Genomic DNA, 26,615 nt, shown 5'->3' with positions numbered 1-26,615 from the left:
GTAAAGATTATTTTTCTTAAAAAATTGATTAACGTTTAAACCATTACGGCACTAGTGGCTGAAACCTTTTCCAGTGCTTGTTCTAGATCCCAAATCAAGTCATCTGCGCTCTCTACACCAATAGATAATCGTACCAACTGATCTGTAATATTCATTTGTTGCCTTTGTTGCTCATCCACTCCTGCATGTGTCATCGTTTTAGGATGCTCTGCCAAACTCTCTGTACTACCTAAACTTACTGCAAGTTTCATTAACTTGAGATTGTTAAGAAACATAAAAGCCTCTTTTTCTCCACCTACGATATCAAAAGATACCATAGCACCAGGAGCAGAACATTGTTTCTTATAAATACCATGTGCCTCGGTTCCTTCTTCTAACAAACCTAAATAATACACTTTCTCAACTTTGGGATGCATGTTTAGGTAATTTGCTACAACTTGTGCATTCTTTGTCTGTTGATCCATTCGTACTTTTAAGGTTTCTAAACTTCGTAACATCAACCAAGCGGTATGAGGACTGACCATATTCCCTAAAAACGTTCTTAATGTTTTTACGCGAACCATTAATTCAGCATTTCCTAACACCGCACCTGCAATTAAATCACTATGTCCTCCAATATATTTAGTTGCTGAATACAATACGAAATCTGCACCACATTGCAAAGGATGCTGCCATAACGGTCCCATATAGGTATTATCTACAGCTACTAATGCTTTTTTATCTTCTGAACTATATTTAGAAGCAATTTGACTAAACTTACTAATATCTACAATATCATTTGTAGGATTGGCAGGTGTTTCTAAATAAATCATCGCCAACCTATCAGCCTTACCAGATGCATCGATCATCTTTTCTACTTCTTCAATACTCTGATTGGGCATAACACCAATCGTATGCACTCCTATTTTATCTAAGAAATGATGTATAAAATGATCTGTTCCTCCATATACTGGATTGCTATATACTAATAGATCACCAGGTTTTAAGAACTCTAACAAAACAGTGCTTATCGCAGACATCCCGCTTTCGAAAACAGCACAGTCGTCTGCTTTATCCCAAAGACATAATCTATTTTCTAATATTTCTAAGTTTGGATTGTTAATTCGACTATAAATTAAACCTAATTCTTCTTTTTCAGATTTTTCTCTTAAACCATAAGCTAATTCGAAAAAAGCTTTTCCCTCTTCTGCTGTTTTAAAAACAAAAGTTGATGTTTGAAAAATTGGACATTTAATTGCTCCTTCAGATAATTCAGGTTTATAACCATATGTCATCATTAAGCTTTCTGGACTAAAATCATGTTCGTTCATCTGTAGATACCTTTTCTATTATTGATACATCTATTAAAAAGAAATATTCCTACTTCTTAGCAGTATAAAACTACCAAACAAAGAAATAAAATCCATAAATAGATTAACATTTAGAATTTAAAATAAAAAACACGATTTTTTAAAGAATAATATTCTATTTTTAACTTAAAAAGTATCTACTATTAGAAAAAAAATATGGATAAAATAGATCGATCAATCCTTAACTTATTGCAGAAAAATGGTAAAATTACCATTAAGGAGATTGCAGAGCGACTAAACCTTACTACTACCCCAATATTCGAACGAGTAAAAAAACTAGAAAAAGAAGGTTATATAAAATCGTATAAAGCGATACTAGATAGAAAAAAGGCAGGATTACAACTTATGGTATTCTGTAATGTTACCTTAAACCTTCATCAAACAGATTATCTTAAAAAGTTTGAGAAGGATATTCAGCAATTTCCAGAAGTTGTAGAGTGTTATCATGTTGCTGGAATGTTTGACTACCTTATTAAAATCTATGCAAAGGATATGGAAAGTTACCAACACTTCCTTTCTAATAAATTAGCATCTTTAGAGAATATTTCTAAGGTACAAAGCTCCTTCGTAATGACAGAGGTAAAAGACTTTTCTTTTCTCCCAATTCCTTAAACTATTATATAAACGTTAAAATACAAACTCAAAAATAGAATGATTTATACCTTTGTTTGATAGACACACCTTTTATTACAATGAATTCAAAAGTTCCTTTTCTTTTACTTTTTACTTTTATTAATATTTTATCTGCTCAAGATGATACAGAACCTCAAAAAAAGACTTTTCATTCCGAAACAAAAGTCGTTATTGACAATGATATCTTTGCAGTTTTCAGAGATTCTGACAGATATTATTCTTATGGAATTGGATTAGAGTACGCTTTCAAAAAGGAAAAATTCTTAGGCTTACAAAAATTATTTAAAACCAAAAAAAACGTTTTCTATTCAATAGGCTTAAAAATAGAAGGTTACACACCTTCTGGAGTTCGCGAATTTGCTTTAACACCTGAAATTGAAGATCGAGATGATTTTGATCGTCCATTTGCAGGATTATTATATGCAACCCTTGGTGCCACTTATACTTTTGAAAGATCTTTCGTGAAATCAGAAATTTTAACAGGTATCATTGGACCTTCATCGCAGGTAGGAGCAATACAGGATTGGTTTCATGAAAATATCACTGGAGATCCTATCTATGATGGTTGGCAATTTCAATTAGAAAATCAATTTATATTAAATTTTAAAAGTTCTTTACTATATGATTTCAATCCTTCTGCCAAATGGTTTCATATTTATGCAGGAGGAACAGCACATCTAGGGAGTTTATACATAAGGGCTGCACCTACCGCAGGTTTTAGAATCGGTAAATACAGAAGTATTACAGAGTCTAGCGGTTTTCATAATTCTATATTACTACCGAAGAAAAATTCCGAACTATTTTTCAAATTTAATGTAGAAACTCGTTTTGTAGCTTATAATGCAACCATACAAGGAAATATATTCGACGACAAAGCATATGGAGTGGATGAGCTTAACAATATTTCATGGCATCTTAGTAGTGGCTTGTTTTATTCTTTGAATAGATTCTCAATCAACTTCATCTACTTATGGTCAACAGGAGTATTAAATGATACTGAAAATCATGGATATGGAACATTTAACGTAGCATACAGATTTTAAGAGCATAGAAGAAACTATCCCATAATTTTTACCAAAAGTTCTTTTAGAATATCTCCGGGAGGAAGACTTGCTGCCCCTACTCCTTTACTCTTTACATCAGCTTCTCTAAGAAGTGCTATAATCTGACTCACTTTTTTCATTGGATAATTTCTACTAGCATCAGAATAGTCACTAACAAAGTAAGGGTTTATTTTTAATGCACTGGCTACACTACGCTGTGATTTATCTGCTAAACCATGATATTGTAGCACCTGAGAGAAAAAACTATACAGTAACGAAATAGTAACTACCAGTGGATTATCCTTTGGATTCTGAGCAAAATAATTGATAATTCTATGTGCTTTAACAATATCTCGGGTTCCTATAGCCTTTCGGAGTTCGAAATTATTGAACTCCTTACTAATCCCAATATTCTCCTCTATTTGATCCGCCGTAATGGGTTGACCTTTAGGTATAATTAATTTTAACTTCTCTAATTCATTATTGATCTTGTTGAGATCAGTCCCTAAAAACTCTACTAACATTTGCGATGCTTTGGGATCTATGGTATATTTAGATCCCGCTAACACTCTTCTAATCCAATCTGCAACCTGATTTTCGTACAATTTCTTGCTTTCGTAAATCACACCATTTTTAGCAACAATTTTATATAACTTCTTTCGCTTATCTATCTTCTTATACTTATAACAAACGACTAAAACCGTTGTCATCTGAGGATTCTCAGCATAGTCTGCTAATTTTTCTATTGTTCTCGATAGATCTTGAGCTTCCTTTACAATAACTACCTGTCGTTCTGCCATCATAGGATATCGTTTTGCATTAGAAACAATATCATCAATGGTAACATCGCGGCCATATAAAACCATTTGATTAAATCCTTTCTCTTCTTCGGCTAAAACATTTTTATCGATATACTCAGAAATCTTATCTATATAATAGGGTTCCTCTCCCATTAGAAAATAGATAGGTTTAATGTTTCCATTTTTTATATCGCTTACGATCTGTTTTACTTCATCCATTCAGAAAAAATCATCAAATTTGTGGTATGCAAAAGCTTAATTTTCCAGCATATCAATTTCGATTCAAAAGTAGCGAAAATAAAATTTCTATTTTCGACAGAATTCGCAAAAAATTCATCATCCTTAATCCAGAAGAATGGGTTCGACAGCATACTATTCAGTATCTAATAGAAAACAAAAAATACCCGGAAAGCTTAATTAATGTGGAGAAACTAATTAAGGTAAATGATTTAAATAAGCGTTATGATATTATCATTTTTAATCCAGATGGTAGTATTTATTTAATCATAGAATGTAAATCCCCTACTGTAAAAATCACACAACAAGTTTTTGATCAAATCGCTCGTTACAACCTGGCGCTTAATGCAGAATATCTTATGATCACTAATGGGATGAATCATTATTATTGTCAGTTGGATTATGCAGAAAAACGGTATAGTTTCTTAAAGGATATTCCTGATTATAAATAGTTATTTAGTATTATTTCTTTTTAATTTGCACCTGTGAAAATAGCTATCGTCATATTAAATTGGAATGGACGCTCCTTATTAGAGCAATTTCTACCTTCGGTTTTAAAATATTCTAAAGAAGCAAAAGTCTACGTTGCTGACAATGCATCTACTGATGATTCAGTAAGCTACTTGCATACTTCTTATCCAGAAGTCACCGTTGTACAAAACGAAGTAAATGGAGGTTATGCTAAAGGTTATAATGACGCGTTAACAAAAATTGATGCAGATATCTACTGTTTATTAAATAGTGATGTAGAAGTTTCTGAAGGTTGGCTTACTCCTGTAATTAATACCTTTAAAGCTTCTGAAAAGGTTGCAGCAGTTCAACCTAAAATTCTTGATTACAAGAAGAAAAATTACTTTGAATATGCTGGGGCCGCTGGTGGATTTATTGATCAATTTGGATATCCATACTGTCGAGGAAGAATTTTTGACACGCTAGAAGAAGATCTAGGACAGTATGACGATGACCGGGAAATATTTTGGGCTAGCGGAGCTTGTCTTTTTATTAGGCGAAATGTTTTCGAAGAAATGGAAGGTTTGGATGAAGATTTTTTTGCACATCAAGAAGAAATAGATCTTTGTTGGCGAATACAAAATAGTGGTTATCAGATCAAATACGCAGGACAGTCTAAAGTATTCCATTTAGGTGGCGCTACACTGGATGTAATGAATCCACGAAAAACATTTCTTAATTTCAGAAATAATTTATTAATGATTCTAAAAAATACTTCTGGAATGTATGGCTGGTTCATTATATTTGCAAGACTTTTGTTAGATGGAATCGCAGCTTTAAAATTTGTATTTGAAGGAAAAACCTCTCATTGCCTAGCAATTCTTAAAGCACATTTCAGCTTTTACAAAAAACTGCCAACTTTTGTTAAAAAACGCAAAAAATCAGGGGCTAAAAGGAAATATTATACTATTTCTTCCGTTGTATGGCAGTATTATATCTTGAATAAAAAACTATTTAACCATTTGTAAGGTTATATTGATTAAATAATTGTTAATACAAGGACATTACGTCACAATTTTAATAATTTTGAGTCTCTATAACCGGAATAAGACTAAAAACACGTTTTCTAATGAAAAAAGCAATGATTATCGGAGCTTCTATGGCTGTTTTATTATCTTCTTGTGTATCACAGAAGAAATATGCGGATTTAGAAGCCAAACAAAAAGAAACACAAGATTTATTAAATACAGCCACAGTAAAATTAAATAGCTGTTTAGAAGAAAAAGCTAGCGAGAGTTCTGAACTTAAGGTTTTAAGAGATCAAGTAAACAATCTTAAAAATCAAAACTCTGCTCTATTAAATAACGTTGGTAATCTTGCAACTTTATCAACAAAAGAAGCAGAAAACTTAGAAAGATCTTTAGAAAGTATTAAAGAAAAAGATCTTCAGATCAAGACTATGAACGACGCTTTAAATAAGAAAGATTCTGTTACACTAGCCTTAGTAACAAGTTTAAAAGGAGCACTTGGAAACTTAGCAGATGAAGATATTGAGGTAAATGTAGAAAAAGGTGTAGTATATGTTTCTATTTCTGATAAACTTTTATTTAAGAGTGGAAGCTATAACGTTTCTACCAGGGCAAAAGAAGTATTAGGAAAAGTAGCTAAAGTAGTTAATGACAAACCAGACATCGAATTTTTAGTAGAAGGACATACTGATAATGTGCCTATTAAAAACAAAGTTTTATTAGATAACTGGGATCTAAGTGTGAAAAGAGCTACATCTGTTGTGAGAGTTTTACAAAACGAATTTGGTGTAGATCCAAAAAGGATGACAGCTGCAGGACGTAGTTATTATATCCCAGTAGCAGATAACTCTTCAGCTGCCAATAGATCTAAAAATAGACGTACTAGAATAGTTGTACTACCTAAGCTTGATCAATTCTATAATATGATAGAAGATGGTATGAAAAAGGCTACTGAAGGTGGTAACTAAAAAATAATAAAGTATTTTTGAAAAAGGGTTAATCGTTACGTTAACCCTTTTTTTAATTTTGTAGAAAACAAATTGGTATAAAAATTGAATCTAAATCAACCGAAAACTTAATTATTTAGAAATCAATTCATATTTATAAAATATAATGAGAAAATTATCTATCCTCGTACTTTTTCTTTCTTTTATAACTGCAAATGCACAAAATAAATCCAATACTTCTATTGGAGAAAATGAAAAATTAGTATATACAGCTTCTTATAATATGTCAGGGCTATTAACCAACTTAGCTCAAGTAACCATGCAAACGACAAGGGTAAATACTGGAAAGAGTAATTACCTGCGCTTGAAATGTAATGCCGCTACGTATTCTAAGTGGGATTCTTTTTTTAAGATCAGAGATGTATATGAAGCTTATGTTAATCCTGGTAACTTGAAACCGTATTTATACAAAAGGGATATCAATGAAGGTGGTTACATCAAAAAAGAAAAATATGTTTATAGTTATAAGAAAGGAACTATAAAAGCTACTATGCAAAAGAAAAAGGAACCTAATACCAAAACGCTGAAAATGGGTTCTAACACTTATGACGTAGTTTCTACATTATACCATATCCGAAACATGGATATTGAAAAGGCTCCTGTTGGTACGAATCAAAAAATAACCATATTGTTTGATAGAAAACCTCAAACTGCATATCTAAAACTACTTGGTAAAGAAACAATCAATACCAAAACAATGGGTAGTAAAGAATGTTACAAAATAGCTGTAAATAATAATCAGCTTAAAGGAACTAATAAAAATATTGTATATCTTACCGCAGATGCGAATAAGGTTCCCGTGCTAATTAAATTTAGTATTCCGGCTGGTACAGGTCAATTAACCTTAACTCAGGCTTCTGGTTTAAAAAATTAATCATGAGAATTGTATTATTATCAGTTGCAGCAATTGCAGCTTTTCTAGGGATTATTATGGCAATACTTCCTTTTGGAACAATTGGAGTTTTACCAGGAGTTGTTGCGCTTATTGCTGGATTTGGAGCTTATTATTTCTCCAAAAAAAATGATAAACCCCAAAAATTATCAATACTCTTTCTAACAATAGGAATATTAGTGGCTATTGCTAGTGGCTCTAAATCTTTTTGGGTAAAAGATGAAGTTGCTGTGGATACTGAGTTTCAACAGAAGGAAGAACAAAGTAAAGAAGAGGCTATCGAGGAACTCAAGGAAATTGAAAGTGAGCTAGAAGAAATTGAAGGAGATCTCGAGGAAATAGAATCTGAATAAACAATTCCTGTTGTAATTAAAGAGGTATCCCAAATAACTACTATGAATTTAGAGTATTTGGGCAATAAAGTTTTTAAATAATAACTACCAACATAGTAGTTGGATATATAAACAAATTCAGTTTTTGACAATCTCGTTTTAAGGTATCAAAAACTGAATTTGTTACTCTAAAGATTCATCTCTATCTCCCTAATACTTCTTTCATAAGATTTACTATTTTATAAGTTCTATAATCAATGCAGAATTTTTGGATATTGCAATGTGATCAAGATTGCTAATCAACTTATTATTTATAATATCCTTTCCACTAGTATATCCATTTAGCGACTTCCCAAAACGTTTTAAATCAAAATCATTATAATTCTTGTTACTATTATTTATGATGATCATGGTGTTTTCGGTTTCTGTATATCTAAAATATACATACACGTTATCCCTAGGTTGATAATGAGTTAATTTCCCATTATGTATAGAAGATGCTGTTTTTCTCCAATTTAGAATTGTCTTGATATAGTTAAATACTGCTTCTTCTTCCGCTGTTCTACCCTCTTTTGTAAAAGCATTTCTTTTATCACTTTTCCAGCCACCAGGAAAATCTTGCCTTACTTTTCCATCGGGACGTCTGTTTTTCATTAAAATCTCATCTCCATAATAAATTTGAGGTATTCCTCGTGTAGTTAATGTAAAAACCATACTAAGTTTTAGCTTGTCTACATTTTCATTCAATAAAGCTAATAAACGATCAACATCATGATTTCCATTGAAAACTTTGTTATTTGCAGCATTTCCATACACAAAATCCTCTGCTAAGGTCTTATACAATTCCGAGATGTCACCATCTTTTCCAAAAGCTCTAATTATAGAGTAATATAAAGCATAATCACTAATGCTACTAACATGAGGAGTATATCCATCTCTATTTGACTTATCATTATTCCAATATGACAGATAAGAAGCTCTTTCAGCCCATGTTTCTGCGACCATATAAAAACCTGGGTATTCTGTAGTTAATGCTTTCATCCAGTTAGACATAGCATGTTTACTTGGATACGGATAGGTATCCAATCGGATTCCATCAATACCAGCATAAGTAACCCACCAAATAGAGTTTTGTATCATATAGGTTTCTAAAAAGGTATTCTCTAGATTCAGGTCTGGTAAGTTCTTATCAAACCAACCTCTAGTTAATAGTTCATAATCATCAGGCGACACATATGGATCAGAAGAAGCGATATTGGTAAAATTACTTCTTGTAAAAGTATCCCACTGATTTAACCAATCTTTAGATGGCAAATCATTCATCCACCAATGTCCAGAACCACAATGATTAAACACCTGATCCATAATTACTTTCATTCCCTTTTTATGAGAAACATCTACGATTTTTTTATAATCTTCATTGCTTCCAAATCGCGTATCTGTTTTATAAAAATCAGAAATTCCATATCCATGATAAGAATATGCAGGTTGATCATTTTCTAAAACTGGATTCAACCATAATGTAGTAGCTCCTAATTCTTCTATGTATGTTAAGTTATCCAAAACACCCTGTAAATCTCCTCCATGTCTTCCATTTTCATTATCTCTATCTACTTTTTCCAAGGTGTCATCCGTAGAGTCATTGGTGATATCTCCATTTGCAAAACGATCTGGAGTAATAAGATATATAACGTCTTCTGATGTAACTGCCTGACCATTATGAACTCTTTGTGGTTTTGGCTTTAGTTCATAAGCATATTCAAAATTTTCTTTCCCATTTTCGAATTTTATAATTACATCTCCTGGTGTGGCTTTCTTTGAAATGGTAAGATTTAAAAATAGATAATTCTTATTAGCCACCTTGTTTACGCTTCTTAACTCAACATTTTTATTAGATATTAAAACATCAAAATCTGCTACATTTTTCCCGTGTATCAACAGTTGTACATCAGGATTTACCATATCTACCCACCAAAAAGGCGGTTCTACATGATCCAGTTGTTTTACCTTTTGAGATAAAACACTTATAGAGACCAATAATAGTGTACTCAACAATAGGAGAGTTTTCTTTGAAAAAGTTTTCATCGTTTGTAAATTGTTTTAGTGTTCAAAAGAAATGGACCAATCCAACTTTAAAACAACAGTTATGAGCATCCATTTAAAATGAAGTTTTTAATTATTTCATCTTCAATAAATGAGCTTTTTAAACTATTATCAATTTTGTTATACGAATGATTTTATGATAGGGACAGAAAACTACGAATACCGTATGCACTATTAACTATATACTATTTTCGTTGAATCTTGAGAAAGAGGTGTTGTTTGTATAAGATTAAAGGTTATCCGTACTGATTTTTATTAAATCTTTGATTTTTTTTAGATTTTAGTTAATTAGTTCAAATGAAATATGAAGCATATGCTGATAAAAAAAATATTTTCTAATAAGATTCTTAGACATATTCTTTATTGGGTTGGTTTAATCATATTTTTTGGTATTACTTGGGGTACTTACGATAATGACTACGCAAGGTCATTTACTATACAAACATTTAGCTTACCTGCAAGAATGTTATTGGTTTATATTTCCATCTATATATTACTCCCAAAGTTTTTTAAAACAAAAAGATTTGGACTATTTATCATGTTCTACGTTATCACATTGTTAGTCGTTAGTATCTGTATTCAAAGACCAATCATCTACTTTTATGTACAACCAAACTACCTTCCTGGATGGCAAAGCGAAGGGTACTTTACTATTACTGAATTGGTAAATACTATTTTAGATGTAAATATTGCTGCATTAGTTCCATTAGGAATTGTTTTTTTTAGGTTTTACTATAATGCACAACAAAAAACACTAGAATTAGAAAAAGAAAAAATCGAAGCTGAACTTATACAACTTCGCAATCAAGTACATCCGCATTTTTTATTCAATACACTAAATAACCTCTATGCCCTTATCCTGAAAAAATCTGATGATGCAGAGACAGCTGTATTAAAATTATCTAAATTGATGAGATATATGTTATATGAGGCTAATACCCAAAAAGTTTCTCTTAGTAAAGAAATAGATTATTTAAAAAATTATGTGGATCTGGAAAAATTAAGGTTTGGTAATTTTGTGGAGATTAGTTTTCATTATGAAATGGATAACGATTATAAAATTGTTCCTTTTTTATTAATTCCATTTGTAGAAAATGCCTTTAAACATGGAACTTCTTCTTCGGAAAAATCATGGATTGTAATTCATCTAAATGCAAAACAAAATAAGTTAATAATGCAGATTGAAAATTCAAAATTCCCTGATCATTTTACCGAAGAAGAATTTATTGGTGGGATTGGCTTCAAAAATGTAAAAAAGAGATTAGATTTACTATATGCCGACAACTATTCTTTGCACATAGAAGATAATAACCAATCCTTTGAAGTGGTCTTAACATTAAATTTTACGTATCAATCTTAGATGAATCCAAAAATTAAATGTCTTATCGTAGATGATGAACCGCTAGCTCGAGAAATCATAGAAAATTATATTGCTAGAATAGATCAACTAGAATTGGTACAATCCTGTGCAAACGCTTTGGAGGCGTTTCATAGTATTACTAATAGCGATATAGATCTGATTTTCTTGGATATTCAAATGCCAAATCTAACTGGGATCGATTTTTTACAAGACATTCAGCCTATACCAAATGTGATTTTTACAACAGCGTATAGTGATTATGCGGTAGATGCCTTTAATCTTGAAGCAATAGATTATCTAATAAAGCCTATCGAATTTTCCAGATTTTTAAAAGCTATTAACAAAGTACTTAAACTTTCTAAAAACGATACTACTCAAACCAACACCTTAGAGACGAACAACTCGAATATCTTAAGCGATTACAATACTACTTTTATATATCTAAAGGTTGAAAAGCAGATGCAAAAAATCTTTCTAAAAGATATTCTTTATATCGAAAGTCTGAAAAACTATATAAAAGTAAAAACACTAGAAAGAGAAATTATCGCATATAAAAGCATTAGCCATATGGAGGGTATTCTTCCTACTAGCAAATTTCTTAGAGTACATCGTTCTTTTATAATCGCAATAGATCATATAAACTCTTTCTCTACCAGTGAAATAGAACTTAGAAGTCTAAAAATTCCTGTTGGTAGAAACTATAAATCCAAGGTAAAAGAAACTCTTGGATACTTTTAAAATTATTACGCGTTTAAAAATTCGTCAGTATCTAATGAAAAATCTTTAATATCAAAAGAAATCTCTTTTAATCCATCAGAAAAAGAAACTACAAAAATCGCTACTACTACTAGATAAAGTTCTGCTATTTTTTTCATAATTATAATTTTAAAGATTATTATCTAGGTTAAATTTACACTGAATATCAATAGTTTAAAAGCTCTAAATTGACCAATATCTATTCAATATTAACCTATCAAAATCTATGGCATAAAAAAAGCAGCGTGGTTAGCGCTGCCTTTTTATCTAGTGGTTGAGTTAATAAAACAATTAAATACTAACTTTCTTTATAAAGGTTCTGTCTTTTAAAGAGAAGTAGAACTGATACTCTCCTTTTGGCATTTTAGAAAAATCATATGTTCTTTTAAATAATGAATCTTCATTACCAGTTACTTCTTCTAATAATCTGAAATCGCTATCATAAATCGTAAGATTTAATGGTGATTTTTCAGTATTATTAAACATTACCTTAATGATATTGTTATCTGTCTTAACTAACGGTTTGAAAACAGTTACAGCAGATTGGTTTACTAAAGACACTCCTTTTTTGTTCTTTAATAAAGGTGTTACCTTAATTTCATATGGAGTCTCTGTCTCTACAAAATAGATTCCATCAGAAACATTACTAAGGTTAAAATACTTTTGATAGCTTGGAGTAGCATCTAACGTAACATTAAATAATACTTCTCCGTCATAATCTTTTAAAAATAACTTTTCTCCTTTTTCTACTTCAGTCAAGGATACATTAACCATTGACGAATTTGTGATTTCAACTGAAACTCTTCCTGCAGCATTAGCAATATTACTTGTAATGATTACAACTGCAATCAGGCATACATTAATTACTCTTCTCATAACTTTAGGTTTTTGTTGTTGTTAATAATTTACACTGCAAATATAAAACGGTAAACAAGTGTATAAATACATCTATATTTGCATATATATGTTCTATTTTAACCTACACATATACCATGAAATCATCTTAAAGTTAATTTAACATATGATTTATATTATTTTACATTTAATTAACAAAATAGATTTTTTATCTTTACAAAATAATTATAAAGAGAAAATTCCCCATTTATGAAAAAGAATATAAAACCTGCCTTAGAGAAAATAGTTCCAGAATTTGGTAGTTCTTTCTTCTATGAAAACTTCTCTCAGGAAAAAATGAATAAAGAACCAATTTGGCACTATCATCCTGAAATTGAAATCGTTTATGTAAATGGTGGAGCTGGAAAACGCCAAATTGGTAGTCATATGTCTTATTACAGAAATGGTGCATTAATGCTTATAGGATCCAATCTACCTCATTGTGGTTTTACGGATAAATTAACGCTGAATAAAAGTGAAACTATTATTCAAATGCTACCTGATTTTCTTGGAAATTCCTTTTTCGACATTCCAGAAATGAGCGGCATTAACCAATTATTAGAACAAGCAAAAAAAGGAATTGTTTTTCATGGTGATACCAAACGACGAATAGGTGCACGTATAGAGGCTTTAGGATTATTAGATCCTTTTGATAGGTTATTAGGCATACTTCAGGTGTTTAAAGAAATGCAACAGACAAAGGATTATTCCATTTTAAATGCGGAAGGCTTTATAATTGAAACTTCATTACAAGATAATAACCGTATCAATATGATCTTTAACTTCGTGCAAGAAGAATTTACGAGACAAATTCCGTTAGAAGAGATAGCAGATAAAGTAAGTATGAGTGTTCCTGGTTTCTGTAGGTATTTTAAAAAAAATACAGGCAAAACGTTTATTCAGTTTGTGAATGAATATAGACTAGTACACGCTGCTAAGCTACTTCATGAAAAACAAACGAGTATTACGGATATATGTTTCGAAAGTGGTTTTAGTAATTTTTCTCACTTTAATAAACTGTTCAAACAATTTACAGGCAAAACACCAAGTACCTATAGGAACGAATTAAAATACGTGATTTCTTAAATTACTTAGATAATATCTATGGTACCTTTTCCTTCTCTGACTAAAACTGGCTCAAATCCAGTGAGATCAATTATCGTAGAAGCAATATTGCCACCATATCCACCATCGATAACCATATCCACTAAATTATCCCATTTTTCTAATATCAGTTCCGGATCAGTAGTATATTCTATGACCTCATCCTCATCATAAATAGAAGTAGAAACAATAGGATTACCCAACGTTTCTACAATAACTTTACAAATGTTATTATCAGGCACCCTAATTCCCACAGTCTTCTTCTTTTTAAAAACGGTAGGTAAGTTATTACTACCTGGAAGAATAAAAGTATAAGGTCCAGGAAGTGTTCTTTTTAGAAGTTTGAATGTCCTATTGTCTATTTGTTTCACATAATCTGACAAATTGCTAAGATCGCTACAGATAAATGAAAAATTAGCTTTGGCTAGTTTAACACCTTTAATTTTAGCTACTTTTTCTAAAGCTCTGTTATTGGTAATATCACATCCTAACCCATATACCGTATCTGTAGGGTAAATTACCAAACCCCCATCCCTAAGACAATCAACTACTTTTTTAATTTCTCGTGGATTTGGATTTTCGTTATATAGTTTTACTAGCTCTGCCATACCTATTTTCAGTGGGATAAAGATAGTGCTTTATCGTAAACTTTATTAGCTATTACTGCTGTATTTATAATCTTTTTGGGGGTATGCACAAAAAGATTAAAGCTATTAATTTTATTTTTTTTTGAATTTAAAATACTATATTCCTCAAGGAATCATACTTTTTGGAACCAAATAAACTACTTTCGCACAAAAAATGATATAGCAGTGACTTTTAAAGATTTAAACTTAAGTACACAACTCCTCAATGCTCTCGATGATATAGGATTCGAAACCCCCACTCCTATTCAGGAACAAGCATTCTCTGTGGTAATGTCTGGTAAAGATGTTGTGGGTATTGCGCAAACAGGAACTGGTAAAACATACGCTTATATGTTACCAATTCTAAGAATGCTAAAATATTCTGTTCAGCAAAACCCAAGAGTTTTGGTTTTGGTTCCAACTAGAGAATTGGTAGTACAGGTTGTAGACGAAATTGAAAAACTAGCTAAATATATCAATGTACGAATTGCAGGAGTTTACGGTGGAACGAATATAAATGCTCAAAAACAGATCGTATCAGAAGGACTAGATATTATTGTTGCTACACCAGGGCGTCTATATGATCTTGCCGTAAGTAGAGCATTACAACTGAAGTCTATTCAAAAAGTAGTTATTGATGAAGTAGATGTGATGTTAGATTTAGGGTTCAGACATCAATTAATGAATATTTTTGATGTACTCCCGCAACAACGTCAAAATATTATGTTTTCTGCAACCATGACCGAGGATGTGGACAAATTGATTACAGATTTCTTTAGAAAACCTATAAAAGTATCCATTGCTAAAAGCGGTACTCCACTAGAAAATATAAAACAACATGGTTATAAAGTTCCTAATTTTTACACCAAAGTAAACCTCTTGGAACACTTACTATCTGATACAGAAGTTTTTCATAAAACGATCATTTTTGTAGGTTACAAGAAAATAGCCGATCGACTATTTGAAGCATTAGACCAAAAATTCCATGATGAAGTTTGTGTGATTCACTCTAATAAAACACAAAATTATCGATTAAGAAGTATAGAGCAATTTAGAGAAGGTGAAAATAGAATTCTGATTGCTACGGATGTAATGGCCAGAGGATTGGATATCGAAAATGTAAGCCAAGTAATAAATTTTGACACTCCTGAATATCCAGAAAATTATATGCACAGAATTGGAAGAACAGGACGTGCCGAAAAACAAGGAGTTTCTTTTGTGCTTACTACAGAAAAAGAAGAAGAATATCTAGAATCCATTGAAACACTAATGGATATGAAGATTGAACAACTAGATCTTCCTGATAGTATTGAAATTTCGGACCAATTAACTCCAGAAGAACAACCTAAAGTAAAGGAAATATATAATCCTCATAAACGTCCTAATGATGAAGTTGGAGCTGCTTTCCATGAAAAGAAAGACAAAAACAAAAAAGTAAATCTAGGAGGTAAATATAAAAGGGAAATTAAAAAGAAATACAAGAAACCAAAGACCAAAGGAGATAAAACTTTTAACCTGAAACATAAGAAAAAGAAGAAGTAATACTAAAATGGCTTCAGTTTTTGGACATGCACTAACGGCTTATGCACTTGGAACAAGTTTCAGTGAAGAATTAAGAACCAAAAAGCTTTGGATACTAGGGATACTTTGTTCTATACTTCCAGATGCTGATGTTCTAGGTTTTAAATTTGGTATTGCCTACGAAGACTTCTGGGGACATCGAGGATTTACCCATTCATTTATTTTTGCAATCCTGGTCGGTTTTTTAATTACCGTTATCTGCTATGGCAAAAAACTAACTTCTAAAACAGGATTATTTCTTATCATTTATTTTAGCATATGCACCGCTTCTCATGGAATTTTAGATGCCATGACTTCAGGAGGTTTAGGAATTGCTTTCTTCTCTCCTTTTGATAATAATCGTTACTTCTTTCCATGGCGACCTATCCAAGTTTCACCAATAGGTGCTAGTAGGTTTTTTAGTATCTGGGGAATTAAAGTATTGTTAAGCGAACTTCTATGGATCGGTATTCCATCAGGTTGTTATATATTAGCTATGAATATTTTAAAAAGAAAAAAGTCCTCCTAATTCATGACTAAACAGCGACTAAGATTTATCGCACCTATTTTATTCGTTCTTTTTTTATGTTGTAAATCCAAAGAAGAAGGAAAACATATAGAGGTTTCCCAAAACTTAAAACTTTCGAAAATAGATGATAATGGCTATGTTCATATTTCTAAAATTTTCTTGGACAATGGTAAACAATATAATTGTAATGGATTTGTATATGTAAATGACGACGAAGCTTTTATTTTTGATACACCTGCCAACGATATTGCCACCGAACATTTAATCAAATGGCTTCAAAACGACAAGAATATTACTATCAAGGGAGTTGTTTTTAATCATTTTCATAGAGATTGCCATGAGGGAATGGACATCTTTAGAAAATATAATATCCCATCTATTGCTTCTAAACGTACATCTGAATTAATGAATCAAAAGGAATATGAAAGTCCAGATCAAGTATTTGAAGATTCTATTGTATTACATTTAGGTGATAAAAAAATAGTAAATACTTTTTTTGGAGAAGCACATAGTGAAGATAATATTGTCTCTTATTTCCCAGATGATCAAATTCTATTTGGAGGTTGTATGGTTAAGAGCCTTAAAGCTTCTAAGGGAAATCTAGAAGATGCCAATACCGATGCATGGTCTCATACTGTAAAAAGAGTGAAATCGAAGTATCCAGAAGTACAAACGGTGATTCCTGGACATGGAAAAATTGGAGATATTACGCTATTAGACTATACCATTTCCTTATTTCATAAATAATTAACCAATTGAAATAAGCTTTAAAAGCAAACAGATGAAATCCACCACAAGCAAAACATCAAAACGAAAACCAAAAGTAACCATGTTTCAAGCCTTTAAAACCATTATTTGGCCAAGAAGAGGTTTGGTTCTTATTGGATTAATATTAATCTTTCTGAATCGGGTTGCTGGCTTAATCTTACCTTGGAAAAGCAAAACGTTATTAGACGATGTAGTCCCTAGTAAAGATATGTCGCTATTATATGAATTGTTAATTGTTGTTGGAACAGCCATATTAGTACAAGCCACTACCTCTTTTCTTCTAACCAGAGTATTAAGTGTACAAGCTCAATTCCTAATTTCTGAGTTAAGAGCTCAGGTACAGAAAAAAGTTCTTACGCTACCGATAAGTTTCTTTGATAATACAAAATCTGGTGCCTTAGTATCCAGAATTATGAGTGATGTAGAAGGAGTAAGAAACCTTATTGGTACAGGACTGGTACAACTTGTAGGCGGAATATTCACTGCCATAGTATCTGTAGTGTTGTTAATTGATATTAATTTATGGATGACATTGTTTGTTTTGATTCCTATCACATTGTTTGGTATTGTTGCTCTTAAGGCATTTAAATACATACGCCCTATTTTTAGAAAAAGAGGGGAAATCAATGCTGAAGTAAAAGGAAGACTCACAGAAACACTTTCTGGAGTTAGAGTAATTAAGGGGTTTGGTGCGGAAGAACAAGAACATAAAATTTTTGAAAATGGTGTTGATCGCCTATTCCAAAATGTAAAAAAGAGTTTAACCGCTACTGCATTGATGACTAGCTCCTCTACTTTTTTATTAGCGGGTATTGCTTCTACCGGTATTATGGGAATTGGTGGATATTATATGATGGAAGGTAGTATGACAGCAGGACAATTTCTTTCTTTTACTATGTATCTGGCATTTATGATTGCTCCTATTGTTCAGATGAGTAATATTGGTTCTCAATTAACAGAAGCCTTAGCAGGTTTAGATAGAACAGAGGAGCTAATGAATATGGATCCAGAAGAAGATCCGAAAAGACGTGTTATACAATTAGAATCTATAAAGGGTGACATCATTTTTGATAATGTATCCTTTTCTTATGAGAAAGGTAAAGAAGTATTGCACAACATTAGTTTTGAAGCACCTACGGGATCCGTAACAGCATTAGTAGGAAGTTCTGGTTCGGGAAAATCAACCATAGCTGGGTTGTCTGCTACTTTTTTAAATCCAGAATCCGGTTTAATTACTATAGATGGTAATGATATCTCCAAAGTTAATTTGAGTAGTTACAGAAGGAATTTAGGAGTAGTATTACAAGATGAATTTTTATTCGAAGGTACTATTAGAAATAATATTCTTTTCCCAAGACCTAATGCTAGTGAAGAACAATTACAGCAAGCCGTAAAAGCAGCGTATGTAAATGAATTTACCGATCGATTTGATGATGGTTTAGATACCTTAATTGGTGAACGAGGAGTAAAACTATCTGGTGGTCAGCGACAACGGATTGCTATTGCACGAGCTATTCTTGCAGATCCAAAGATCATTATTTTAGATGAAGCTACTTCTAATCTCGATACAGAAAGTGAAGCTTTAATTCAGAAGAGCCTTAATGAATTAATGAAAGGTCGCACTACCTTTGTAATTGCTCACAGATTAAGCACTATTAAAAAAGCAGATCAAATTTTGGTTATAGAGGCTGGTAATATTGCAGAAAGAGGGAATCATGATGAACTTATTGCTGCAGAAGGAAGATATTTTGATCTTTATACCTATCAGGCAAGGATCTAAAACTATTAAAACTTTCCTAAATCTGTTAAAAATCAGGTAATCATTCGACCAACCCAAAAAAAGTTGAATGAAAAATATTCTGATATTATGTATTATACTTTTTAGTATTCTGGAAGTAAATGCGCAGAAAACTGCACAAAAAGAAGGATATGAGTATTTCTTAGATTTTTTTACTTCTTCAGATCTAAATACCCATAATACCGCATACACTTATATCGATTACAACTGGAAAGAAAGTTTTGAAATACTTGCGATAGAGACTCTTTACTTTTTAAAGAACACAAAAACCTCAACCAAAATCCTATCGTTACTAGAGAAAGAGACGAAAAAAAATTATGGTTACGATTTTAATGCATGGTATGAATATATTTGGAACAAAACTGCAGCATATAATTCTAATTATTATAAATTTAAAGCTACATTACATCACTACATCGATTACAAATTTTCAAGATATTTTTTAAACAGAGAACAACAATCAACAATTCGATTAGATGAAGTTCGTTGGGGAGGTGTTGTACAAGACGGTATTCCACCTCTTAGAAATCCTCTAATGATCAACGCAAAACAAGCTACGTATTTAAAAGATGATCATATTGTTTTTGGCATCGCTGTCAATGGTGATGTTAGAGCATATCCTAAACGTATTTTAGCTTGGCATGAAATGTTTACAGATACTGTTGGAGGAATTCCTTTAGCTGGAGTTTATTGTACACTATGTGGAACCGTAATAGTATATAAAACAAATAAATACGGAGTGCAATACGATTTAGGAACTAGTGGATTCTTGTATCGTTCTAACAAACTGATGTACGATAAAGAAACTCAATCGCTTTGGAATACCTTATGGGGAAAACCTGTAATAGGCCCATTGGTAGGAAAAAATATTGAATTAGAATATCTCAGTGTGGTTACTACCACTTGGGGAGAATGGAAAAAGAGACATCCAGAAACATCTGTACTATCCTTACGTACAGGACATCAAAGAGATTATAATGAAGGTGTAGCATACAAAGATTATTTTGCTACGGATAATTTAATGTTTAACATTCATAAAAAAGATAAAAGGCTTAAAAACAAACAACAAATACTCGCCATTAGAATTCCTGATCAAACGGAAGAAAATTTCGCGATTTCCTCCAAGTTTCTTAAGAGAAAAAGAATATTTAAACATACAATTGGCAACAATAACTTCACTGTATTTACTGATAAATCAGGAGCGCATAGAGTATACTTCACAGAAGATGTTGAATTCACAGATTATGATAAAGGTATTGAAGCGACTGATAATAATGGTAATACTTGGCAACTCACAGAAGATGCTTTGATACATACAACTACTAAACAAAAATTAGCACGCTTTCCTGCCTACAATGCCTTTTGGTTTGGATATCAAGCTGCTTTTCCAAATGTTACTCTAATTAAATAGGTTACTTAAGATCTTCACTTAGTAGTATTAGATCCGTATCTACAAACTCCCTAAAATTATCTTCGGAGGGATGACCTACAAAAGGGGCGTGAAAAAAAGAAGGTGAATCATTTCTCCAGATCATAGTATAGGTAATACTGCTACTTCTGATAGCTTTATACAGACTATTCGTCCACCAATCAGTCTCAGTTACATTTTCTATCCCTGTTTCGGTAAGTGCAAATAGCATATTTCTTTCGGTAGCAATGTCTTCAACAATTTGTAAATTTCGTAGAGCACTTTGCAAAAAATTACCATTTTTAAAATCATATACATCTACGCCCAGCATATCTACATATTCATCTCCTGGGTAGTTTCTCATATACTCTTCTGCACTAGAAACCCAATTTGGTGCATAGATATAAATCAAGTTATGTACATCTAGATCTTCAGACAAAATCCTTACTGTATCCTTATATAATTGCTTGTACTCCTCTGTAGTTCTGAAACCTTCTCCCCAATAGAAAAAATTTCCATTCATTTCATGCCAAGGTCTAAATAATACAGGAATTGGATTTCCTTCTGAGTCTTTAATATTTTTGAATACTCTTGCTGCTTTTGCCAGGTTATCTAAAAACTTGTTTCTATACTTTCCTCCTTCTAACATATCAGGTACTACTGTTGTTAAAACACCTGCGGAATTATTTGGGTTTACCATATGCCAACTCATAGTAATGATACTACCATTGTTATGAGCTTCTATAACAGCATTTGTGAATTTCTCAATAAAATCATTTATAATAAATTCATTCTGAAGGCTTATCAGTTCTAGATCAAATCCAACGATAGCTGGATAATCTTGAGCTACTTCTAAAAAATCCTCGTCTAATTTATCTGGCATCGGAAAGTTATTACCAGTACCGAAAGGAGCTTGTTGACCAAAGGCAATTCCTTTTTGTGTTAATTCTATAAGTCTATTGTATAAATCTTTGGCTTCATCGCATAAATCATTATCCGCAAAAGAACCATCGTTAGTGATTAAAGGTGGAATTCTTTCTGCGTTAGGATCGAATAAACTTTCTTCTTCTGTAGAGCAACTTAATAAAAAGAAGAAAATCATTATAAGAAAGAATCTACCCATACTTTTTATAGTCGTATATATTCTAAAACCTTACATCGAGCTATTTTAAAAACATTATTTAGTCATTTTTTGAACCTTAGCAAAATAAATAAAACCTCGACCTATTAGTTAGTGATCAAGGTTTTAAGTTTCCAAATACAATTCTTACTTTCCTGTAAGTGTATGTTTTTGAACTCCTTCTTCAAATATCATTTGATTTTCATATAGAGATTAAAGCTATCCATCTCTTAAGTCTATTTTCTTTTGAAATTCACTTTGTTTCCATTTAACTCCAACACCATTTCATTCTCAGTCGGGTGAAAAAACAAAGCCGCTCCTGCTCTATCAGAAATAAATTTATGATTACTATACCCTTTTAATGGAAATGTAGGACCATCTTTTGCGTCTGCTACGAGCACAGTATTTTCTTTAGTAATGGTTATCTGAAAAGGAAATGATTCGCTTACATAAACACCTAAATATTGGTCTAATTCTTCAGTTGTAAATTTTAATGCTTTCTCGAACTTAGGAAGTTGATAATTATTATTATAATAACTATCCAACACATTAATAATGATACTGTTTGGAGACATTACTACTCCATTTCCTATGTAGGAAACTGCAATTTTTTCTTCTGGCAAATATAATGTAAGCGACTGAAAACCATCAATACCACCGTTATGCCCATAAGCTTGTTTATTAAAGAAAGTTTCTCCACTGATTCCCATCCCCATCCCTTTTGAAATATCTATCATTTTATCTAATGAAATTTTTGTAACCAATCTACCAGAAAAAAGATTCTCATAGAATATATTTAATTCTGTAGGAGTAGAAACAATAGCTCCTGCACCGATAGGAACACTCATGTGTGTTTCATTCTTTACCATATTCCAATTGTCTTCTTTTAGCACATAAGATAGGGCTTCGTTATTTTTAGAGTTAATTTTTTTACCGTAGGCAGTCCTTTTCAGACCTAGCGGTTTGATAACTCTAGCATGTAAAATCTCTGAATATGGTTTCCCTTCAATTTCTTCTGCTATATAGGAAAGTAACAAATAATTAGTGTTGGAATATCTTGTCTTAGCACCTGGTTCGAAATTCACCTTTCTCTTTACTAATCTTTCTAACATTTGTTCTCTAGTATTTGGCAAAATCATCCAAGTTAAAAAGTCTTCATCTTCGGTTAAATTAAATAAACCACTTCTATGTCTTAGTAAATGTTCTATGGTGATCTTACTTGCATTCGGTATTTCCGGAAAATAAGTGCTCAAGTAGGTATCTAAACCTAATTTTTGTTCATCCACCAACTGCATAATTAACGTAGCTGTAAAAGTTTTGGTAATAGAACCTATACGATACTTCGTATTTTTATCAGGCTTTATTTCATTCTCTATATCAGCATATCCTATGGAATTAGCATATACTTCTTTTCCATTTTGAAATATGGAAATACTACCCATTCCTTTATTATTTTGATAGATGATAGTAAACAAACTGTCTAATTTTGTTTTATTGAAATTCTGTGCGGTGATACCTAAACCGATCAAAAGGAAAGGTATAATTATCATTTTTTTAATCATATCATACATATTTTGTTTGGAAATGAAGTAAGCAAGATCCTTCTCAAAAGATTATTTTGATAGTAACTTCATTATTTATTTAAGTGAAATATTATTGTGAAAAGAATCAAACAAATAGATACTTGTTTGATGAATAAAAACGGTTATTCCGATTCTTTAGCGATCCAAGTAAAAATTATAGAGGCCGATCTTGAAACTATAAAGACAAGAAAACCAAAAATTGGAGGTAATGCAGAAACCTTTAGCCCACCTGCGAAAATAGGTGTGGATATATTGCCAATTTCTTCTAATTGATCAAACATTCCTACAATACCAATAAGCTGTCCTAGCATTCCCCACACTAAGGTTAAAAGTCCAATAGAATTTAATAACTGAATATTCTTTTGAAATCCTTTCTGTTCGTTTCTTAAAGAAATAAGGCCTCTAACGATAAGGAATAAGACCAACAAAAGCATTAATAAAATCGGGAACATAAAAAACATTCCTCCTTCTTCCAATCTCCCGAAAAGAACCGAGAAAAAAGATCTGCTTTCCGATTGTAAAAGAAATAGTGATATCATAGTAATTAATTTTGAATTAAACATATTCAAAACTAGTTTCTAAAGTAAGAAGAATATTTTTTTTGCGCTTATCTACCAAATTCGTTTCGTATTTAGCTTGATTCGTATAGTGTTCAGAAAACAACTCTGTAATTTTGTTATAATGCGTACTAATTCGGTTATTCATCCAAAAATACTACTTGAAAGGTAAAAAATACTGATATTGTACTTAAATATGATTTCTAAAGATACCATTCTAAAAAAACTAGCAACCTTATTACTACATTCTATATTTTGGACAGTAGTACTGTTTGGGTATACCTATTTTTTTGGTTACAATACCGAGGATATCAATTATGTATTTTCTTTTTCTTTATTTCTTATGCCTGTTACCATAGGAACTACGTATACAGTAACAGACATATTAATTCCAAAATATTTAATAAAAGAGCGATATGCGTTATTCCTTCTTTATTGTATTTATACGTTAATCGTATCAGCATTTTTTATTGTCATCTCATTCTTTTATGGTCTTATCTTTTTATCATCACTAAAATATGAAGGAATGGCTCCAATGACAAGAAGTCCATTTTTTCTGTTTGTGGCTGTATATTTTGTAGTTTTCATTGCCAGTGCATTAAATCTAGCTCAGCACAATTATAAATCAACCACAGCAAATCAGGCACTAAAAAACAAAATTTTAGAAGCTCAGTTAAAACTGAAAGAACAAGAACTGAACTATCTAAAAATGCAGATTCATCCACACTTTTTATTTAATACCCTAAATACGTTATATGGATTCGCTTTAAAAAAATCTGAGGATACTCCAGAGATGATTCTAAAATTATCAAACCTTTTGGATTATCTTTTATATCAATCAGATAAACCTCTAGTACAATTGCAGGATGAAATAAACCATATAGAAGATTATGTTACATTAGAAAAAATGCGTTTTAGAGATGTATTAGATATTTCTATAGATTTTCAAAATATAGATACCAACATTCAGGTAGCACCTATGCTATTTATTCCTTTTGTAGAAAATAGTTTTAAACATGGACAAATTATCGATCAAAAACTATCCATTCATATGAGTTTAATCTGTAAGGATCATGAGATTTATTTTTCTATAAAAAATTCAACTCTTCCAGGTAATAGTGGTGATCATAAAGGGATAGGATTAAATAATATCAAAAAACGATTAGCATTAGCATATAAAGAGCATCATTCTTTAGAAATAACTGAAAACGAGAATTGGCATACTGTAAAATTATATCTAAATACTAAAAACACTACAGCTTATGAATCCTAAAATATCTTGCATCATTGTCGATGACGAACCTACAGCAAGAGATATTATTGCTAGTCATTTAGAAAAAGTAGATCGCATAGATGTGGTAGCTGTTTGTGCTAGCGCCTTAGAAGCTTTTAATTGTATTAATGCTAATAAGATAGATTTGATTTTTTTAGATATCAATATGCCTGAAATATCTGGGATTTCTTTTGCCAAATCCATCAATAAAGAAATTAAAATCATTTTCACAACCGCATATCGAGAATATGCAATCGACGGTTTTGATCTACATGCTGTAGATTATCTTTTAAAGCCAATTTCTTTTGAAAGGTTACTAAACGCAGTGGATAATTATTTCGAAATACATCACAAAGTTTCCAAAACCACTACTGAAGAAATTCAATCAAATGATTTTATGTTTGTTAGGTCAGATAGAAGGATGAAAAAGATAGATTTTTCGGAAATTATTTATGTAGAAAGTTATAATGATTATCTAAAAATTCATTGTGATAATGCCACTATTGTAACCAGAGAAACTATCAGCAATATTGAAGCAAGGTTGCCTGTACAACAATTCATGAGAACCCATAGATCTTTTATCATTGCAATCAAAAAAATTGATTCTTTTTCTAATGAAGAATTGGTGCTCAAGAATAAATCAATTCCTATTAGTAGAAATTACAAAACTCAAGTTTTAAATAGGTTAGAAAACATTTAATTCTAACCAAAAAAGATTACTCTTTTGAGATTATCTATTCTTTCTTTTGCAACATTTTTTAGGGGAAAATGTCATTTAGAAAACTTTAAAACTTTTAGAAATGAGAAAACTATTATTAATGCTACTAACCGTAATTCCACTATTTACTGCTTGTGATAAAAATGACGATGATGATTCATTCCGCAACAAACAATATACAATTACAGAAGTTGACAATTCTGGTATATCAGGAGTAGTAATGATAAGAGAATACCATGAAGCAACTAGAAGAGGAGCAATAACAATTTCTATTGAAGGCATACAAGATGATTCCTCCTATTTACCAAATTTATACTACAACTCTTTAATAGAAGGAGGTGAGATTGCTATTTCTCTAGAAGAAATATCGAACGATTTTAGTAATATTCATGTTAGTAACACCATTATTTATGGATTGGATCCTAATGAAGAATCTAATCCTACTTTCCCAATTTCATATGATGAATTAATAACATTTGATGGGCACATTCTAATTCGTTTAAACGGAATTGATGGTCCGGTAGTTGCCGCAGCGAATATTGGCAGTAATGCGAACTAAAAGGTAAAACAAAAAAGCGAGCACTGAGCTCGCTTTTTTATCTATATTCTTTGTCTCGTCCTGAAATAAGTTGACGTAATTTAGACTTATTTATGACACATTCAGAAGAACCAAGGAAGAAGCGTACA

General features: G+C 31.5%; 28 protein-coding genes. 18 read left to right on the top strand and 10 right to left on the bottom strand.

Features of this window, described 5'->3' with window-relative positions:
• Window positions 1-35 precede the first annotated feature (35 nt).
• A complete protein-coding gene (locus Q1B37_RS23640) occupies window positions 36-1,310 on the bottom strand; it encodes a cystathionine gamma-synthase family protein (RefSeq protein ID WP_299903184.1) in 1,275 nt (424 codons plus the stop codon).
• Window positions 1,311-1,505: 195 nt separating this feature from the next.
• Between Q1B37_RS23640 and Q1B37_RS23635 the strand changes: the two genes are divergently transcribed.
• Together Q1B37_RS23635 and Q1B37_RS23630 are read left to right on the top strand one after the other, a co-directional pair.
• On the top strand, window positions 1,506-1,961 hold the full coding sequence (locus Q1B37_RS23635) for an Lrp/AsnC family transcriptional regulator (RefSeq protein ID WP_299602273.1): 456 nt from the start codon (window positions 1,506-1,508) through the stop codon (window positions 1,959-1,961).
• Window positions 1,962-2,041: 80 nt separating this feature from the next.
• Window positions 2,042-3,025 (top strand): lipid A deacylase LpxR family protein, encoded by a 984-nt coding sequence (locus tag Q1B37_RS23630; protein ID WP_299903182.1) that lies wholly within the window; start codon window positions 2,042-2,044, stop codon window positions 3,023-3,025.
• Window positions 3,026-3,039: 14 nt separating this feature from the next.
• Here Q1B37_RS23630 and holA read toward each other — a convergent pair whose 3' ends face one another.
• A complete protein-coding gene (gene holA, locus Q1B37_RS23625) occupies window positions 3,040-4,044 on the bottom strand; it encodes a DNA polymerase III subunit delta (RefSeq protein WP_299602278.1) in 1,005 nt (334 codons plus the stop codon).
• A 26-nt stretch (window positions 4,045-4,070) separates the two neighbouring features.
• Between holA and Q1B37_RS23620 the strand changes: the two genes are divergently transcribed.
• The 5 genes from Q1B37_RS23620 (at window position 4,071) to Q1B37_RS23600 (ending at window position 7,792) form a co-directional block, all read left to right on the top strand.
• On the top strand, window positions 4,071-4,514 hold the full coding sequence (locus tag Q1B37_RS23620) for a type I restriction enzyme HsdR N-terminal domain-containing protein (RefSeq protein ID WP_299602280.1): 444 nt from the start codon (window positions 4,071-4,073) through the stop codon (window positions 4,512-4,514).
• Between the two features lie 33 nt (window positions 4,515-4,547).
• A complete protein-coding gene (locus tag Q1B37_RS23615; protein ID WP_299903180.1) occupies window positions 4,548-5,540 on the top strand; it encodes a glycosyltransferase family 2 protein in 993 nt (330 codons plus the stop codon).
• Between the two features lie 101 nt (window positions 5,541-5,641).
• Complete coding sequence (locus Q1B37_RS23610) at window positions 5,642-6,508, top strand: OmpA family protein (protein ID WP_299602285.1); 867 nt, start codon at window positions 5,642-5,644, stop codon at window positions 6,506-6,508.
• A 145-nt stretch (window positions 6,509-6,653) separates the two neighbouring features.
• Complete coding sequence (locus Q1B37_RS23605) at window positions 6,654-7,421, top strand: DUF3108 domain-containing protein (RefSeq protein ID WP_299903178.1); 768 nt, start codon at window positions 6,654-6,656, stop codon at window positions 7,419-7,421.
• 2 nt (window positions 7,422-7,423) lie between these two features.
• Window positions 7,424-7,792 (top strand): hypothetical protein, encoded by a 369-nt coding sequence (locus tag Q1B37_RS23600; RefSeq protein ID WP_299602290.1) that lies wholly within the window; start codon window positions 7,424-7,426, stop codon window positions 7,790-7,792.
• A 213-nt stretch (window positions 7,793-8,005) separates the two neighbouring features.
• Here the strand turns inward: Q1B37_RS23600 and Q1B37_RS23595 are convergent, their stop codons facing one another.
• The gene (locus Q1B37_RS23595) at window positions 8,006-9,856 is read right to left on the bottom strand and encodes a glycoside hydrolase family 13 protein (RefSeq protein WP_299903176.1); all 1,851 of its coding nucleotides are present in this window, start codon (window positions 9,854-9,856) and stop codon (window positions 8,006-8,008) included.
• Window positions 9,857-10,187: 331 nt separating this feature from the next.
• Here Q1B37_RS23595 and Q1B37_RS23590 point away from each other — a divergent pair, with 331 nt between their 5' ends.
• Both Q1B37_RS23590 and Q1B37_RS23585 read left to right on the top strand, forming a co-directional pair.
• A complete protein-coding gene (locus Q1B37_RS23590) occupies window positions 10,188-11,234 on the top strand; it encodes a sensor histidine kinase (protein ID WP_299903174.1) in 1,047 nt (348 codons plus the stop codon).
• Window positions 11,235-11,972, top strand: coding sequence for a LytTR family DNA-binding domain-containing protein (locus tag Q1B37_RS23585; protein WP_299903172.1), 738 nt, complete (start codon window positions 11,235-11,237; stop codon window positions 11,970-11,972).
• Between the two features lie 5 nt (window positions 11,973-11,977).
• On the opposite strand, the gene Q1B37_RS23580 is transcribed toward Q1B37_RS23585, so the two are convergent.
• Complete coding sequence (locus tag Q1B37_RS23580) at window positions 11,978-12,109, bottom strand: hypothetical protein (protein ID WP_299602301.1); 132 nt, start codon at window positions 12,107-12,109, stop codon at window positions 11,978-11,980.
• Window positions 12,110-12,281: 172 nt separating this feature from the next.
• Entirely contained in the window at window positions 12,282-12,866 is a 585-nt protein-coding gene (locus Q1B37_RS23575; RefSeq protein WP_299602303.1) for a hypothetical protein, read from the bottom strand.
• Window positions 12,867-13,094: 228 nt separating this feature from the next.
• On the opposite strand from Q1B37_RS23575, the gene Q1B37_RS23570 reads away from it, so the two are divergent.
• Window positions 13,095-13,970, top strand: a complete 876-nt coding sequence (locus Q1B37_RS23570; RefSeq protein ID WP_299602305.1) for an AraC family transcriptional regulator — start codon at window positions 13,095-13,097, stop codon at window positions 13,968-13,970.
• 5 nt (window positions 13,971-13,975) lie between these two features.
• Here Q1B37_RS23570 and Q1B37_RS23565 read toward each other — a convergent pair whose 3' ends face one another.
• Window positions 13,976-14,596 (bottom strand): L-threonylcarbamoyladenylate synthase, encoded by a 621-nt coding sequence (locus tag Q1B37_RS23565; RefSeq protein WP_299602306.1) that lies wholly within the window; start codon window positions 14,594-14,596, stop codon window positions 13,976-13,978.
• 204 nt (window positions 14,597-14,800) lie between these two features.
• Between Q1B37_RS23565 and Q1B37_RS23560 the strand changes: the two genes are divergently transcribed.
• The 5 genes from Q1B37_RS23560 to Q1B37_RS23540 all read left to right on the top strand — a co-directional run bounded on the left by Q1B37_RS23560 (window position 14,801) and on the right by Q1B37_RS23540 (window position 20,680).
• Window positions 14,801-16,156 carry a DEAD/DEAH box helicase gene (locus tag Q1B37_RS23560; protein ID WP_299903171.1) on the top strand — a complete coding sequence of 452 codons (1,356 nt, stop codon included), beginning with the start codon at window positions 14,801-14,803 and terminating at the stop codon, window positions 16,154-16,156.
• A gap of 7 nt (window positions 16,157-16,163) precedes the next feature.
• Complete coding sequence (locus tag Q1B37_RS23555; protein WP_299903170.1) at window positions 16,164-16,703, top strand: metal-dependent hydrolase; 540 nt, start codon at window positions 16,164-16,166, stop codon at window positions 16,701-16,703.
• A gap of 3 nt (window positions 16,704-16,706) precedes the next feature.
• On the top strand, window positions 16,707-17,450 hold the full coding sequence (bla, locus tag Q1B37_RS23550; RefSeq protein ID WP_299903168.1) for a subclass B1 metallo-beta-lactamase: 744 nt from the start codon (window positions 16,707-16,709) through the stop codon (window positions 17,448-17,450).
• Between the two features lie 34 nt (window positions 17,451-17,484).
• Window positions 17,485-19,251 carry an ABC transporter ATP-binding protein gene (locus Q1B37_RS23545; RefSeq protein ID WP_299903166.1) on the top strand — a complete coding sequence of 589 codons (1,767 nt, stop codon included), beginning with the start codon at window positions 17,485-17,487 and terminating at the stop codon, window positions 19,249-19,251.
• A 67-nt stretch (window positions 19,252-19,318) separates the two neighbouring features.
• Window positions 19,319-20,680: a DUF3179 domain-containing protein gene (locus Q1B37_RS23540; protein WP_299903164.1), complete on the top strand. Its 1,362-nt coding sequence runs from the start codon at window positions 19,319-19,321 to the stop codon at window positions 20,678-20,680.
• A gap of 1 nt (window position 20,681) precedes the next feature.
• Here the strand turns inward: Q1B37_RS23540 and Q1B37_RS23535 are convergent, their stop codons facing one another.
• The 4 genes from Q1B37_RS23535 to Q1B37_RS23520 all read right to left on the bottom strand — a co-directional run bounded on the left by Q1B37_RS23535 (window position 20,682) and on the right by Q1B37_RS23520 (window position 24,085).
• On the bottom strand, window positions 20,682-21,800 hold the full coding sequence (locus Q1B37_RS23535; protein WP_299903162.1) for a glycoside hydrolase family 26 protein: 1,119 nt from the start codon (window positions 21,798-21,800) through the stop codon (window positions 20,682-20,684).
• Window positions 21,801-22,033: 233 nt separating this feature from the next.
• Entirely contained in the window at window positions 22,034-23,359 is a 1,326-nt protein-coding gene (locus Q1B37_RS23530) for a serine hydrolase (RefSeq protein ID WP_299903160.1), read from the bottom strand.
• A 143-nt stretch (window positions 23,360-23,502) separates the two neighbouring features.
• The gene (locus tag Q1B37_RS23525) at window positions 23,503-23,919 is read right to left on the bottom strand and encodes a MotA/TolQ/ExbB proton channel family protein (RefSeq protein ID WP_299903158.1); all 417 of its coding nucleotides are present in this window, start codon (window positions 23,917-23,919) and stop codon (window positions 23,503-23,505) included.
• 16 nt (window positions 23,920-23,935) lie between these two features.
• Entirely contained in the window at window positions 23,936-24,085 is a 150-nt protein-coding gene (locus Q1B37_RS23520) for a hypothetical protein (RefSeq protein WP_299903156.1), read from the bottom strand.
• 48 nt (window positions 24,086-24,133) lie between these two features.
• Between Q1B37_RS23520 and Q1B37_RS23515 the strand changes: the two genes are divergently transcribed.
• The 3 genes from Q1B37_RS23515 to Q1B37_RS23505 all read left to right on the top strand — a co-directional run bounded on the left by Q1B37_RS23515 (window position 24,134) and on the right by Q1B37_RS23505 (window position 26,487).
• Entirely contained in the window at window positions 24,134-25,210 is a 1,077-nt protein-coding gene (locus Q1B37_RS23515) for a histidine kinase (protein ID WP_299903154.1), read from the top strand.
• The gene (locus Q1B37_RS23510) at window positions 25,200-25,910 is read left to right on the top strand and encodes a LytTR family DNA-binding domain-containing protein (RefSeq protein WP_299903152.1); all 711 of its coding nucleotides are present in this window, start codon (window positions 25,200-25,202) and stop codon (window positions 25,908-25,910) included. Before Q1B37_RS23515 ends, Q1B37_RS23510 begins: the two co-directional genes overlap by 11 nt.
• Before the next feature lie 100 nt (window positions 25,911-26,010).
• Window positions 26,011-26,487, top strand: a complete 477-nt coding sequence (locus Q1B37_RS23505; protein WP_299903151.1) for a hypothetical protein — start codon at window positions 26,011-26,013, stop codon at window positions 26,485-26,487.
• Window positions 26,488-26,615: the final 128 nt, after the last annotated feature.

It is taken from the genome of uncultured Aquimarina sp. (assembly GCF_947492965.1).
Lineage (GTDB): Bacteria > Bacteroidota > Bacteroidia > Flavobacteriales > Flavobacteriaceae > Aquimarina.
The sequence above is the reverse complement of the archived record's forward strand: the minus strand, read 5'-3'. Positions and strand labels throughout refer to the sequence as shown.